Origin of the sequence: Streptomyces cinereospinus (genome assembly GCF_042430725.1) — a bacterium.
GTDB lineage: Bacteria > Actinomycetota > Actinomycetes > Streptomycetales > Streptomycetaceae > Streptomyces > Streptomyces cinereospinus.
In genome coordinates this window covers 1-13,367 of sequence record NZ_JBHMCY010000035.1, presented here as the reverse complement: position 1 = coordinate 13,367, position 13,367 = coordinate 1, and the positions used below count along the sequence as shown (strand labels likewise).

10 protein-coding genes are annotated in these 13,367 nt (G+C 73.1%); 5 read left to right on the top strand and 5 right to left on the bottom strand.

Features of this window, described 5'->3' with window-relative positions:
• Nucleotides 1–19 precede the first annotated feature (19 nt).
• Nucleotides 20–553, top strand: coding sequence for a hypothetical protein (locus ACFF45_RS19255; RefSeq protein ID WP_381347578.1), 534 nt, complete (start codon nucleotides 20–22; stop codon nucleotides 551–553).
• Here the strand turns inward: ACFF45_RS19255 and ACFF45_RS19250 are convergent, their stop codons facing one another.
• Together ACFF45_RS19250 and ACFF45_RS19245 are read right to left on the bottom strand one after the other, a co-directional pair.
• Nucleotides 554–1,240, bottom strand: a complete 687-nt coding sequence (locus ACFF45_RS19250; RefSeq protein WP_381347576.1) for a response regulator — start codon at nucleotides 1,238–1,240, stop codon at nucleotides 554–556.
• Nucleotides 1,237–2,874 carry a sensor histidine kinase gene (locus ACFF45_RS19245; RefSeq protein WP_381347574.1) on the bottom strand — a complete coding sequence of 546 codons (1,638 nt, stop codon included), beginning with the start codon at nucleotides 2,872–2,874 and terminating at the stop codon, nucleotides 1,237–1,239. The genes ACFF45_RS19250 and ACFF45_RS19245 overlap by 4 nt, the downstream gene beginning before the upstream one ends.
• Before the next feature lie 172 nt (nucleotides 2,875–3,046).
• On the opposite strand from ACFF45_RS19245, the gene ACFF45_RS19240 reads away from it, so the two are divergent.
• The 4 genes from ACFF45_RS19240 to ACFF45_RS19225 all read left to right on the top strand — a co-directional run bounded on the left by ACFF45_RS19240 (nucleotide 3,047) and on the right by ACFF45_RS19225 (nucleotide 7,846).
• Entirely contained in the window at nucleotides 3,047–4,462 is a 1,416-nt protein-coding gene (locus tag ACFF45_RS19240; RefSeq protein ID WP_381347572.1) for a cation:dicarboxylate symporter family transporter, read from the top strand.
• Nucleotides 4,463–4,666: 204 nt separating this feature from the next.
• Nucleotides 4,667–5,092 (top strand): MerR family transcriptional regulator, encoded by a 426-nt coding sequence (locus tag ACFF45_RS19235; RefSeq protein ID WP_381347570.1) that lies wholly within the window; start codon nucleotides 4,667–4,669, stop codon nucleotides 5,090–5,092.
• Nucleotides 5,093–5,124: 32 nt separating this feature from the next.
• Nucleotides 5,125–5,439 (top strand): thioredoxin family protein, encoded by a 315-nt coding sequence (locus tag ACFF45_RS19230; protein WP_381347685.1) that lies wholly within the window; start codon nucleotides 5,125–5,127, stop codon nucleotides 5,437–5,439.
• 163 nt (nucleotides 5,440–5,602) lie between these two features.
• Nucleotides 5,603–7,846 carry a HelD family protein gene (locus ACFF45_RS19225; RefSeq protein WP_381347568.1) on the top strand — a complete coding sequence of 748 codons (2,244 nt, stop codon included), beginning with the start codon at nucleotides 5,603–5,605 and terminating at the stop codon, nucleotides 7,844–7,846.
• Between the two features lie 18 nt (nucleotides 7,847–7,864).
• Here ACFF45_RS19225 and glgB read toward each other — a convergent pair whose 3' ends face one another.
• The 3 genes from glgB to treS all read right to left on the bottom strand — a co-directional run.
• Nucleotides 7,865–10,606 (bottom strand): 1,4-alpha-glucan branching enzyme, encoded by a 2,742-nt coding sequence (glgB, locus tag ACFF45_RS19220; protein WP_381347566.1) that lies wholly within the window; start codon nucleotides 10,604–10,606, stop codon nucleotides 7,865–7,867.
• Nucleotides 10,607–10,627: 21 nt separating this feature from the next.
• Nucleotides 10,628–12,067: a maltokinase N-terminal cap-like domain-containing protein gene (locus ACFF45_RS19215; protein ID WP_381347564.1), complete on the bottom strand. Its 1,440-nt coding sequence runs from the start codon at nucleotides 12,065–12,067 to the stop codon at nucleotides 10,628–10,630.
• Nucleotides 12,068–12,198: 131 nt separating this feature from the next.
• Nucleotides 12,199–13,367, bottom strand: a 1,169-nt coding sequence (gene treS / locus ACFF45_RS19210) for a maltose alpha-D-glucosyltransferase (protein ID WP_381347562.1), incomplete at its 5' end; no start/stop codon positions are given.

Here is a 13,367-nt window from a genome sequence, read left to right as displayed (position 1 = left end):
GACGAGGGGGGACGAGGCAGTGCCGGAGCAGGACGTCACCGTCGGTCAGCTGCTGCTGGCCGAGTACCAGACCGTCAAGGAGGAGCAGAAGACCCGGATCGGCTTCCGCGACAACCTCCTCTACGTCACCCTCACCGTCGTCGCCGCCGTGATCGCCGCCACCGCCCAGGCGAAACGGCCCGACATGCTGCTCGCGCTGCCGCCCGTCTGCGTCGTCCTGGGCTGGACCTACCTGGTCAACGACGAGAAGATCTCCGCGATCGGCAGGCACGTCCGGGAGGACCTCGGTCCCCGGCTGGCCCGGATCGCCCAGGCGCAGCAGGCCTTCGGCTGGGAGACCGCCCACCGCTCGGACGCCCGCCGCCGCTCCCGCAAGACCATCCAGTGCGCCGTGGACCTGCTGGCGTTCTGCCTGGTCCCGCTCGCCGGGCTGGCCGTCTACTGGTGCGCGGGCGACCCGTCGGCCGGGCTCCTCGTCCTGTCCGGCGCCGAGGCGGCCTCCATCGCGGGGCTCGGCTGGCAGGTCGTCAGCTACGCCCGCCCGTTGCGCTGACTACCGCCCCCGCACCCACCGGTACCGCAACTCGGGCCGCCCCACGGTCCCGTACTGCGGACTGCGCGCGGCCCTGCCCGCGTCGACCAGGTGCTCCAGGTACCGCCGGGCGGTGATCCTGGAGATGCCCACCGCCTCGGCGACCCGCGCCGCGGTCATTCCGCCCGCGCAGTCCCGCAGCGTCACGGTCACCCGCTCCAGCGTCGGCGCGCTCAGCCCTTTGGGCAGGGCGGCCGGCGCCGGCGCCCGCAGCGCCGCCAGGGCCCGGTCCACCTCGTCCTGCCCGCTCGCCTCCCCGGCGGCCCCCCGGAACTCCGCGTAGCGCACCAGGCGGTCGCGCAGGGTCGCGAACGTGAACGGTTTCAGCACGTACTGCACGACGCCCAGCGACACCCCCTCCCGCACCACCGCCAGGTCCCGGGCCGACGTCACGGCTATCACGTCCGCGTGGTGCCCCGCCGCCCGCAGTGACCGCGCCAGCCGCAACCCGTGCCCGTCCGGCAGGTGCAGATCCAGCAGCAGCAGGTCCACCGGCGTGCGTTCCAGCGCCCGCCGGGCCTCGGCGCCGGTGTGCGCCTTCCCGGCCGCGACGAACCCGGGCACCCGCCCGACGTACCTCACGTGCGCGTCCGCGGCCACGGGATCGTCCTCGACGACCAGCACCCGGATCGGCTCCGCCACGGTCATGCGCGGCCTCCCGCGGCCGTGCGGGCGGCGCCGGGTGCGATGCCCTGCGCCAGCGGCAGCCGCACCGCGAACTCCGCCCCGCCGCCGGGCGCCTCCGCCACGGACAGCGTCCCCCCGTGCCGGTGCGCGGTCTGCCGTACCAGGGCCAGCCCCAGTCCCCGTCCCCCCGGCCCCGACGGTTTCGTGCTGAAGCCGCGCTGGAAGACCAGTTCCGCGTGCCCGGGATCCACGCCCCGGCCGGTGTCCGCCACCCGCAGCACCAGCTCGCCGCCCCGCGTGTACGCCGTCACCGTCACGCGCGCCCGTACGCCGCCCTGCGCCGCGTCCACCGCGTTGTCGATCAGGTTGCCCAGGATGGTCACCAGGTCCCGGGCCGGCAGCGAGGGCGGCAGCAGGCCGTCGTCCAGGCGGCTGTCCCGCGACACCACCAGCTCCACGCCCCGCTCGTTGGCCTGCGCCGTCTTGCCGAGCAGCAGCGCCGCCAGGACGGGCTCGCCCACCGCCGCGACGACCTGGTCGGTGAGCGCCTGGGCCAGTTCCAGCTCCGCCGTGGCGAAGCCGACGGCCTCCTCCGCCCGGCCCAGTTCGATCAGCGAGACCACCGTGTGCAGCCGGTTGGCCGCCTCGTGCGCCTGCGACCGCAGCGCCTGCGTGAAGCCCCGTTCCGAGTCCAGTTCGCCCATCAGCGCCTGCAGTTCCGTCATGTCCCGCAGGGTGACGACCGTCCCTTGCCGCTCCCCGCCCGACACCGGTGACGTGTTGACCGCCAGCACCCGGTCCGCCGTCAGGTGCACCTCGTCCACCCGGGGCTCCGACGCCAGCAGCGCCCCGGTCAGCGGGGCCGGCAGGTCCAGGTCGGCCACCGGGCGGCCGACGACGTCGCCGCTCACCCCGAGCAGCTCCCGGCCGCCGTCGTTGATCAGCGCCACCCGGTACCGGCCGTCGAGCATCAGCAGCCCCTCGCGGACGGCGTGCAGGGCGGCCTGGTGGTAGTCGTGCATCCGGCTCAGCTCGGCCGCGTTCATGCCGTGGGTGTGGCGGCGCAGCCGGGCGTTGACGACGTAGGTGCCGGCCGCGCCCAGGACCAGGGCGCCGCCGGCGGCGCCGATCAGGGCGGTGAGCTGGTCCCGGGCCCGCTCGCTGATCGTCTCGACCCGGATGCCGGCGCTGACCAGGCCGACGGTGCGCGGTCCGTCGTGGACCGGGGTGACCGCGCGGACGGACGGGCCGAGGGTGCCGGTGTAGGTCTCGGTGAAGGACTCGCCCCGCAGCGCGGGCTCGATGTGGCCCAGGAAGCGGCCGCCGATCCGGGCCGGGTCGGGGTGGGTCCAGCGGATGCCCCGCGGATCCATGATCGTGACGAAGTCGACGTCGGTGTCGCGCATGACGCTCAGCGCGTACGGCTGGAGGGCGGCCGAGGGCTCGGAGGTGCGGATCGCCGCGCGCACGGACGGGGAGTCGGCGATCGCGCGGGCCACGGCCATCGCCTGGCGGCCGGCCGCGTCCTGGGCCTGGCTGCGGTCGCTGACGTAGGTGAACAGCGCGTAGCCGGCGACGAGCACCGCGATCAGCACGGCCTGCACGGCGAACAGCTGGCCGGCCAGGCTGCGGGGTCTCGGGACCGGGATGCGCATGCCGTCAGTCTGCCTCGCGCGTCAGGCGTGAACTCAATGAACGGAAGGGTGACCGCCCTCACAGCTCGGGAGATAGTCACGGCATTCCCCGGATCCGCGGGCCGGGCCCCGGACCGTTCCCCCGGACGTGAGCCGCACGCCGGTGATACCGATGACGTCAAGGAGGGCAGTCGTGACCAGCGCAGCCGACACGGCACCTGCCGTACCCCCCGCGAAGCGGGACCGCACCCACTATCTCTACATCGCGGTGATCGTCGCGGTCGCGCTCGGCATCGCCGTGGGCCTGGCCGCGCCGGACTTCGCCGTCGAGCTGAAGCCCGTAGGCACCGGCTTCGTGAACCTGATCAAGATGATGATCTCGCCGATCATCTTCTGCACGATCGTGCTCGGCATCGGTTCCGTCCGCAAGGCCGCGAAGGTCGGCGCCGTCGGCGGTATCGCGCTGGTCTACTTCCTGGTGATGTCCCTGGTGGCGCTCGCCATCGGCCTGGTCGTCGGCAACGTCCTCGACCCGGGCACCGGCCTCGCCGTCACCGACGCCGTCCGCGAGACCGGCCAGGCGCAGGTGGACGCGGAGGCCAAGAGCACCACCGATTTCCTGCTCGGCGTCATCCCGGCCACCATCGTCTCCGCCTTCACCGAGGGCGAGGTGCTCCAGACCCTGCTCGTCGCGCTGCTCGCCGGGTTCGCACTCCAGGCCATGGGGCCGGCCGGGCAGCCGGTCCTGCGCGGCATCGAGCACATCCAGCGGCTGGTCTTCCGCATCCTCGCGATGATCATGTGGGCCGCCCCGGTCGGCGCCTTCGGCGCCATCGCCGCCGTCACCGGTTCCGCCGGGCTGGACGCGCTCAAGAGCCTGGCCGTGCTGATGCTCGGCTTCTACGTCACCTGCCTGCTGTTCGTCCTCGTCGTGCTCGGCACGCTGCTGCGGATCGTCTCCGGCCTGAACCTCCTCACCCTCTTCAGGTACCTGGGCCGCGAGTTCCTGCTGATCCTGTCCACCTCCTCCTCGGAGTCCGCGCTGCCGCGGCTCATCGCCAAGATGGAGCACCTGGGCGTCAGCAAGCCGGTGGTCGGCATCACCGTCCCGACCGGCTACTCCTTCAACCTCGACGGCACCATGATCTACATGACCATGGCGTCCCTGTTCATCGCCGACGCCATGGGCACGCCGATGGGCGTCGGCGAGCAGATCCCGCTGCTGCTCTTCCTGCTGGTCGCCTCCAAGGGCGCCGCCGGGGTCACGGGAGCGGGCCTCGCCACCCTCGCGGGCGGCCTGCAGTCCCACAAGCCCGCCCTGGTGGACGGCATCGGCCTCATCGTCGGCATCGACCGCTTCATGAGCGAGGCCCGCGCCCTGACCAACTTCGCGGGCAACGCCGTCGCCACCGTCCTGATCGGCACCTGGACCAAGGAGATCGACAAGGAGCGGGTGGGCGAGGTGCTCGCGGGCCGGCTGCCGTTCGACGAGAAGACCCTGCTCGACGACGGCCACGGCGGCGCCGCCGCACCGGCCGGCGACACCGAGGTGCCCGACCCGCGCGCCGGCGGCGCGCAGGACGGCGAGAAGGAACTGGCCAAGGCCTGATCCGCCGGAAACCACCCCCCACGCCCGGGCGGCTGAGACGACCCCTCCTCGCTCGGCCGCCCGGGTTCCGCCGGGTACCACCCCCACGCCCGGGCGGCTGAGACGATCCCCCCTCGCTCGGCCGCCCGGGCTCGTCCGTACCCCTCTCCGCGCGCCCGCCCGGGCCTTGCCCTGACGCCGACGTCAAGGCGTACGTTCGTCCGCATGCGAATCGGCGAGCTGGCCGAACGGGCCGGGACCACCACGCGGACGCTGCGCTACTACGAAAAGCGCGGGCTGCTGCCCGCGCGGCGGGACGCGCACGGCCATCGGGACTACGACGAGCGGGACCTGAAGCTGCTGCGGCAGATCAGGACGCTGCGGGACTTCGGGTTCGACCTGGAGGAGACGCGCCCCTTCGTGGAGTGCCTGCGGGCCGGGCACCCGGAGGGCGACTCGTGCCCGGCCTCGCTCGCGGTCTACCGGCGCAAGCTGGCCGAGCTCGACGCGCTGATCGGCGAGTTGCGGGCGGTGCGGGCGACGGTGGGCGCGCAGCTGGCGCGGGCGGAGCGGGCGCGCGACCGGCTGGCCGCCGAGGCGGCGGTTCCGGGCGGTTTGGCACCGGGGTGCGAACTGGGAGGGAACCAGTGACGACGGAAGCAGTGGCGGGTGGAGCGGCCGGTGTGGCCGAGGTGACGGACGCGGATTTCGCTGCGGAGGTGATCGGGGCCGGGCTGCCGGTGCTGGTGGAGTTCACCGCCGACTGGTGCCCGCCGTGCCGCCAGATGGCGCCGGTGCTGCGGGCGCTGGCGGCGGAGGAGGGGGAGCGGCTGAAGGTGGTGCAGCTGGACGTGGACCGCAATCCGCGGACCACCCACGCCTACAAGGTGCTGTCCATGCCGACCTTCATGGTCTTCCGCGGTGGTGAGCCGGTGAGGTCCATGGTGGGGGCACGGGCCAAGCGGCGGCTCCTGGAGGAGATCTCCGACCTGCTGTGAGCCCGGACACGAAGAAATCCCCCGAGCAATTGCGCTCGGGGGATTTCTCTGCGTATATTCGATGGTTCGCGACTTAGAATGAACGAATCGCGAAGAAGTTCAGTGACCACAGTATATCCGGGCGGGAGCGGAATTGTCAAACAGCGGAATTCCAGACGACGAAATGCGCCGCGAGCAGGAATTCATCGACGACCTGTACGCGCGCGTCGACGTGCTGCGCGGTGACGCCGAGGCCTCCGTCACGGACGCGCTCGCCCAGGGCGACAAGCCGATGCAGGCCCGCCTGGAGCGGGACATCCTGGTCGCCGAGCGGTCGGGGCTGCTCGCCGCGCTGAACGCGGTGGACGGCTCGCTCTGCTTCGGCCGGATCGACCTCACCTCCGGCACCGCCCACCACATCGGCCGGATCGGGCTGCGCGCCGACGACACCGAGCGCACGCCGATCCTGATCGACTGGCGGGCCGAGGTCGCCCGCCCCTTCTACCTGGCCACCGGGCACACCCCGATGGGCCTCGGCCGCCGCCGGCACATCTCCACCGACGGCCGCCGGGTCACCGCCCTGCACGACGAGTTCCTCGACGTCGGCGACGCCACCCGGACCGGCTACGAGGACCCCAACGGGGACGCCGTGCTGCTCGCCGCGCTGAACTCCGCCCGCACCGGCCGGATGGCCGACATCGTGCGGACCATCCAGGCCGAGCAGGACGAGATCATCCGCGCCCCGCACCGCGGCGTCCTGGTCGTCGAGGGCGGACCCGGCACCGGCAAGACGGCGGTCGCCCTGCACCGGGCGGCCTACCTGCTCTACGAGCACCGGGAACTGCTCGCCCGTCGGGCCGTGCTCATCGTCGGCCCCAACCCCGCCTTCCTCGGCTACATCGGCGAGGTGCTGCCCTCGCTGGGCGAGACGGGCGTGCTGCTGGCCACCGTCGGCGAACTCTTCCCCGGTGTGCGGGCCACGGCGGCCGACACCCCGGAGGCCGCCGCGGTCAAGGGCCGCGCCGAGATGGCCGACGTGCTCGCCGCCGTCGTACGGGACCGGCAGGCGCTGCCCGACCCGGTGATCGCCATCGAGCACGACCGCGAGATCCTGATGCTCGACGACGGCCTGGCCGGCGTCGCCCGGGAGCGGACGCGTGCCGCGAAGCTGCCGCACAACGCCGCCCGGGAGTACTTCGAGGGGCACATCCTCAACACGCTCACCGAGCTGTACGCCGAGCGGGTCGGCACCGACCCCTACGACGGCTCCAGCCTCCTGGACGCCGGCGACATCACCCAGATCCGCGACGAACTCGCCGAGAACCCCGAGGTGTGGTCCGCCATCGACCGGCTGTGGCCGGTCCTCACCCCGCAGGGGCTGGTCGCCGACTTCCTCGCCGGGCCCGAGGGGTACGTCGGCGACGCCGACGCCGCCGCGATCCGGCGGCCGGTGACGCGGGCGTGGACCGTGGCGGACGTACCGCTGCTCGACGAGGCGGCCGAGCTGCTCGGCGAGGACGACCGGGTGGCGCGCGCCCGCGCGGAACGCGAGCGGGAGCGGCAGGTTTCGTACGCCCAGGGCGTGCTGGACGTCTCGTTCGCCTCCCGGACGTACGAGTTCGAGGACAAGGAGGACAGCGACCCCGAGGCCTCGGAGGTGCTGTCCGCGCACGACATCATCGACGCCGAGCGGTTCGCCGAGCGGCACGAGGAGGACGACCACCGCAGCGCCGCGGAGCGGGCGGCGGCCGACCGCACCTGGGCGTTCGGGCACATCATCGTCGACGAGGCGCAGGAGCTGTCGCCGATGGCGTGGCGGCTGCTGATGCGGCGCAGCCCGACGCGGTCGATGACGCTGGTCGGTGACCCGGCCCAGACGGCGGAGGCGGCCGGGGTCGGGTCCTGGGCGGAGATCCTCGCGCCCTACGTCGAGGACCGCTGGGAGCACACCCGCCTGGGCGTCAACTACCGCACGCCCGCCGAGATCATGGACCTCGCGGCGGCCGTCGTGCGCGCCCGGGACCCGCACTTCGCGCCGCCGAGCTCGGTACGGTCCACCGGCGTACGCCCCTGGATCCGCGCCACCGGCGACCTGCCCGGCGCGGTCGCCGAGGCGGTGCGGGAACTCACCCCGGCCGAGGGCCGGCTGGCCGTCATCGCCCCGCGCGACCTGCACCGGCGTCTCGCCGCCCGGCTGGACGGCGTGACCGCGGGCGCCGAGCCCGACCTGACGCGGACCGTCGTCCTGCTGGACCCGCGTCAGGCCAAGGGCCTGGAGTTCGACTCGGTGCTCGTCGTCGAGCCGGGCCGGTACGGCACGAGCGACCTGTACGTCGCCCTGACCCGCGCGACCCAGCGGCTGGGCGTGCTGCACACGGGTCCGCTGCCGCCGGGGCTGGCCGCCCCGGCCCGGCCGGACGGGGAGTGAGGCGGCCGGCCCGGCCGGCTACGACGGCTTCAGCCAGACCGTCGCCAGTGGGGGCAGGGTCAGGCGGATGCTGGCCGGGCGGCCGTGCCAGGGCAGGGCCTCCGGCTTGACCGGGTCGGGGTTCGTCACGTCGCTGCCGCCGTAGCGGGCCCCGTCCGTGTTGAGGGCCTCGTGCCAGGCCGGGATGTCGTCGGGCACGCCGACGCGGTAGTCGTGGCGGACCACCGGCGAGAAGTTGCTGATCGCGAGGAGCGGGCCGCCCGTCGCGTCGTGGCGCAGGAAGGCCAGGACGTTGTCCTCGGCGGCGTCCCCGGCGATCCACTGGAAGCCCTCGGGATGGGTGTCGCGCTGCCACAGGGCGGGGGTGTGGCGGTAGACGGTGTTGAGGTCGCGGACCAGGTCGCGCACGCCCCGGTGGTCGGCCGCGGCGCCGTACTCCGGGTCGAGCAGCCACCAGTCGGGGCCGGTCGCCTCCGACCACTCCGCGCCCTGCGCGAACTCCTGTCCCATGAACAGCAGCTGCTTGCCCGGGTGGGCCCACATGAAGCCCAGGTAGGCGCGGTGGTCGGCGCGCTGCTGCCACCAGTCGCCCGGCATCTTCGACACCAGCGACCGCTTGCCGTGCACCACCTCGTCGTGGGAGATCGGCAGCACGTAGTTCTCGCTGTACGCGTACACCATCGAGAACGTCATCTCGTGGTGGTGGTACTTGCGGTGGACCGGCTCCTTGCTCATGTACTGGAGCGAGTCGTGCATCCACCCCATGTTCCACTTCAGGCCGAAGCCGAGGCCGCCGAAGCCGCTCGGGCCCTTGTGGTGGGTGGCCCGGGTGACGCCGTCCCAGGCGGTGGACTCCTCGGCGACGGTCACCACGCCGGGGTTGCGCCGGTAGACGGTGGCGTTCATCTCCTGGAGGAACGCCACCGCGTCCAGGTTCTCCCGGCCGCCGTGCTCGTTCGGCGTCCACTGGCCCGGCTCGCGCGAGTAGTCGAGGTAGAGCATCGAGGCGACGGCGTCCACCCGCAGCCCGTCGATGTGGAACTCCTCGCACCAGTACGTGGCGTTGGCGACGAGGAAGTTGCGCACCTCCGTGCGGCCGAAGTCGAACTCCAGCGTCCCCCAGTCGGGGTGCGCGGCGCGCCGCGGGTCGGCGTGCTCGTACAGTGGCCGCCCGTCGAACTCGGCCAGCGCCCAGTCGTCCCGCGGGAAGTGGGCGGGCACCCAGTCCATGAGGACGCCGATGCCCGCCTGGTGCAGGGCGTCGACGAGGTACTTGAAGTCGTCCGGGGTGCCGAGCCGGGCCGTCGGCGCGTAGAAACCGGTGACCTGGTAGCCCCAGGAGCCGCCGAAGGGGTGCTCGGCGACCGGCATCAGCTCGACGTGGGTGAAGCCGAGGTCCTTGACGTAGCGGGGCAGTTCCTCGGCGAGCTGCCGGTAGGTGAGCCCCGGCCGCCAGGACGGCAGGTGCACCTCGTACACCGAGAACGGCGCCTCGTGCGCGGGCGTCTCGCCCCGGCGCGCCAGCCACGCCGCGTCGCCCCACTCGTGGTGCGAGGCGTACACGACGGACGAGGTGTCCGGCGGGACCTGGGTCCGGCGGGCCAGCGGGTCCGCGCGCAGGGTCTTCGAACCGTCCGGGCGGGTGATCTCGAACTTGTACAGCTCGCCCTCGCCGATGCCGGGCACGAACAGCTCCCACACGCCGGTGCCGCCGAGGGAGCGCAGCGGGAAGCCGGTGCCGTCCCAGAAGTTGAAGCCGCCGGCCAGGCGCACGCCGCGGGCGTTCGGCGCCCACACCGTGAAGCGGGTACCGGCCACGCCCTGGTGCGTCATCGGCTCCGCGCCGAGGGCCCGCCAGAGCTCCTCGTGCCGGCCCTCGCCGATCAGGTGCAGATCGAGGTCGCCGAGGGTGGGCAGGAAGCGGTACGGGTCCTCGGTCTCCAGGATCGTGCTCTCGTACGCCACGCTGAGCCGGTACTCGGGGACGGCGGCGAGCGGCAGCAGGCCGGAGAAGAAGCCGGCGCCGTCGTCGTGCAGCTCCACCCGCCGGTCGTCGGCCAGCACGGTGACGGACCGGGCGTAGGGCCGGAAGACGCGGACGATCACACCGCCGTCCGGTGCCGGGTGGGCGCCGAGGACGGAGTGCGGGTCGTGATGGGTGCCGGCGAGCAGCCGGTCGCGGTCGGCCCGGTCCAGGGCGGGGGAGACGGCGGTGACGGTGACGGGCCGCCCCGGGGCGGTGGCCTCGGCGGCCGTCGACTGCCGGGCGGCCGCCGCCGTCTTCCTCGCCGCCGTCTTCCTCGCGGGCGCCGTCGTGGCCGTCTTCGCCGCCGCCTTCTTCGCGACGGCCTTCTTCGTCACGGCCTTCTCGGCGGTCGTCTTCTTCGCGGGCGACTTCTCGGCCACGGCTTTCTCGGTGGCGGGCTTCTCGGCGGCCGCCTTCTTCGCGGTCGTCTTCCTGGCCGGAGTCTTCTTGGCCACGGCCTTCTCGGGGGCCGTCTTCTTGGCCGGCGCCTTCTCGGCCGCCGTGGCCGTCCGTGCCGTCGCCTTCTTCGCGACGGCCTTCTTCGCGACGGCCTTCTTCCCGGTGGTCTTCCCGGCGGTCGCCTGCTCCGCCGTCGCCTGCACCGGCGCGGCGGGCCCCTCGGGCGCGGTCGCCTGCTTCGGGACGGCGGCCTTCTCCTGGGGGGCGGCCGTGGTCTCCCCGGCCGTCGTGTTCGGGTCGGAGCCGCTGGAGGAGGAGGTGGTACGGGGGGTCACGGGCGAAGCCTCCTGGGAGGGTCAGGTCGGTAGGGTCGAGGCGAGGCGCCGTACCGCCGACAACGGCACGGAGAGCCAGTCGGGGCGGTGCCGGGCCTCGTAGACGACCTCGTAAACGGCCTTGTCGGTCTCGTGGGCACGCAGCAGCACGGGGTCGGTCCGCGGGTCGCGGCCGGCTGCCTCGGCGTACCCGGAGCAGTACGCGGCCCGGCAGTGCTCGGCCCAGCCCGGCACCGGCGGCCGCACGGAGTGGGCCGCGTAGTCGAAGGAGCGCAGCATCCCGGCGATGTCCCGCGCGGCCGGCTGCGGCATCCGGCGCTCGGCGAGCGGGCGGGCCGGTTCGCCCTCGAAGTCGATCAGCGACCACTCGCCGGCCGGCGAGCGCAGGCACTGCCCGAGGTGCAGGTCGCCGTGGACGCGCTGGGCGGTCCAGGTCTGGCCCTCGGCGGCCAGGTCGGCCAGCGCCTCGTAGGCGGAGCGCAGCCCGGGGACGTACGGGCGCAGCGCCGGCACCGCCTGGGCGGCGTGGTCCAGGCGCCCGATCATGCCGTCGGCCATCGAGCGCACCTGGGTGTGGCCGAGGGTGACGGTCGGCAGGGCGCGGGCCAGCGCCATGTGCACCTCGGCGGTGGCCCGGCCGAGGGCCCGCGCCTCGGCGCTGAAGTCCTCGCCCTTGGCCAGCTCCCGCAGGGCCAGCTCCCAGCCGTCGGTGGCGCCCCGGACGTAGGGCTGGAGGACGCCGAGGACGTACGACTGCCCGGCCAGCTCCGCCCCGAGCCACGCCGTCGGCGCCGGCACGCGGGGGCAGCCCTCACGGGCCAGCGCGAGCGGCAGCTCCAGGTCGGGGTTGACGCCGGGCACGACACGGCGGAGCAGCTTCAGGATGAACGTATCTCCGTATATCACGGAGGAGTTGGACTGCTCGGCGGTGACCGCGCGGCTGACCAGGCCGGACCGGATCTCCTGGTGCGGGTCGCGCTCGAAGCGCAGGTCGCCGACGCGGGCCCGGGTGCGCAGCGCCTCCAGGAGCACCTCGGCGGGCCGGGGGTCGTGCAGGGCCTCGTACACCGTGTGGCCGGCGAGCGGGCCCTCGGTCACATGGCCGATCAGCGCGGGCGCCAGCCGGGGCGGCAGCGCCTCGCGCGCTCCTATGAGGAGCTGGTAGCAGTCGCCGGGGGCCGGGAGCCGGCCCGGGCCGGGGACCGGTGCGGCGGGCTGGTGGACCTGGACGAGCAGGTGCCACAGGCCCGGCCTGCCGGCCGAGGTGCCTGCCTGCTCGGCCGGGGCCGAGGGCCGGGAGGGCGGCAGCAGTTCGGTGATCGCCACCGGCGAGAACCCGGTGACCGGACGTCCCTTGCCGGCGAACCACCGCTGTCGTGGCAGCCAGTCCCGCAGCAGTGGGTCCAGCGATGCGAGCAGGCCGTGGCCGGCCGTGGCGGGGTGGATGACGGCTTCCGACATGGCGTGCGTCCTTTCCCCTTCTCCGGTTCGCCTGTGGGCGCTGTCAGCCGGTGTCGGCTCACGCGGGCGGACGGGGTGTTACTGATGCGTGCCCCGGGCGGGACGGGAGAAACCGCCCCGCCCCGGACCTTCTAGAAGGCGTCCTTGCGGAGCCGGAACCAGTAGAAGCCGTGCCCCGCGAGCGTGAGCAGGTAGGGCAGTTCGCCGATGGCGGGGAAGCGCACCCCGCCGATCAGCTCGACCGGGTGGCGGCCGCTGAAGGCGCGCAGGTCGAGTTCGGTCGGCTGCGGGAAGCGGGAGAAGTTGTTCACGCACAGCACGAGGTCGTCGCCGTGCTCCCGCAGGAACGCCAGCACCGCCGGATTGGAGGACTGGAGTTCGGTGTACGAGCCGAGTCCGAAGGCGGGGTTCTGCTTGCGGATCTCGATCATGCGGCGGGTCCAGTGCAGCAGCGACGCGGGCGACGCCATGGACGCCTCGACGTTGGTCACCTGGTAGCCGTAGACCGGGTCCATGATGGCCGGCAGGAACAGGCGGCCCGGGTCGCACGACGAGAAGCCCGCGTTGCGGTCCGGCGTCCACTGCATCGGCGTGCGCACCGCGTCGCGGTCACCGAGCCAGATGTTGTCGCCCATGCCGATCTCGTCGCCGTAGTAGAGGATCGGACTGCCGGGGAGCGACATCAGCAGGGCGGTGAACAGCTCGATCTGGTTGCGGTCGTTGTCCAGCAGGGGCGCCAGCCGGCGGCGGATGCCGATGTTGGCCCGCATCCGCGGGTCCTTGGCGTACTCCGCGTACATGTAGTCGCGCTCTTCGTCGGTGACCATTTCGAGGGTCAGCTCGTCGTGGTTGCGCAGGAAGATGCCCCACTGGCAGCTGGAGGGGATGGCCGGGGTCTTGGCCAGGATCTCCGAGACCGGGTAGCGGGACTCGCGCCGTACGGCCATGAAGATGCGCGGCATGACCGGGAAGTGGAAGGCCATGTGGCACTCGTCGCCGCCGGAGGTGTAGTCGCCGAAGTAGTCGACGACGTCCTCCGGCCACTGGTTGGCCTCCGCCAGCAGCACCGTGTCCGGGTAGTGGGCGTCGATCTCCTTGCGCACCCGCTTCAGGAACTCGTGGGTTGCCGGAAGGTTTTCGCAGTTGGTGCCCTCCTCCGCGTAGAGGTAGGGCACGGCGTCCAGGCGGAAGCCGTCGATGCCCAGGTCCAGCCAGAAGCGCAGCGCCGAGAGGATCTCCTTCTGCACGGCCGGGTTCTCGTAGTTGAGGTCGGGCTGGTGGGAGAAGAACCGGTGGAAGA

Excerpts from the sequence above, each read along its gene's own strand:
- ACFF45_RS19225 (WP_381347568.1), top strand. The coding sequence starts at position 5,603 with ATGCGCCGCGAGCAGGAATTCATCGACGACCTGTACGCGCGCGTCGAC.
- ACFF45_RS19215 (WP_381347564.1), bottom strand. The coding sequence starts at position 12,067 with ATGTCGGAAGCCGTCATCCACCCCGCCACGGCCGGCCACGGCCTGCTC.
- ACFF45_RS19245 (WP_381347574.1), bottom strand. The coding sequence starts at position 2,874 with ATGCGCATCCCGGTCCCGAGACCCCGCAGCCTGGCCGGCCAGCTGTTC.
- ACFF45_RS19235 (WP_381347570.1), top strand. The coding sequence starts at position 4,667 with ATGCGAATCGGCGAGCTGGCCGAACGGGCCGGGACCACCACGCGGACG.
- ACFF45_RS19250 (WP_381347576.1), bottom strand. The coding sequence starts at position 1,240 with ATGACCGTGGCGGAGCCGATCCGGGTGCTGGTCGTCGAGGACGATCCC.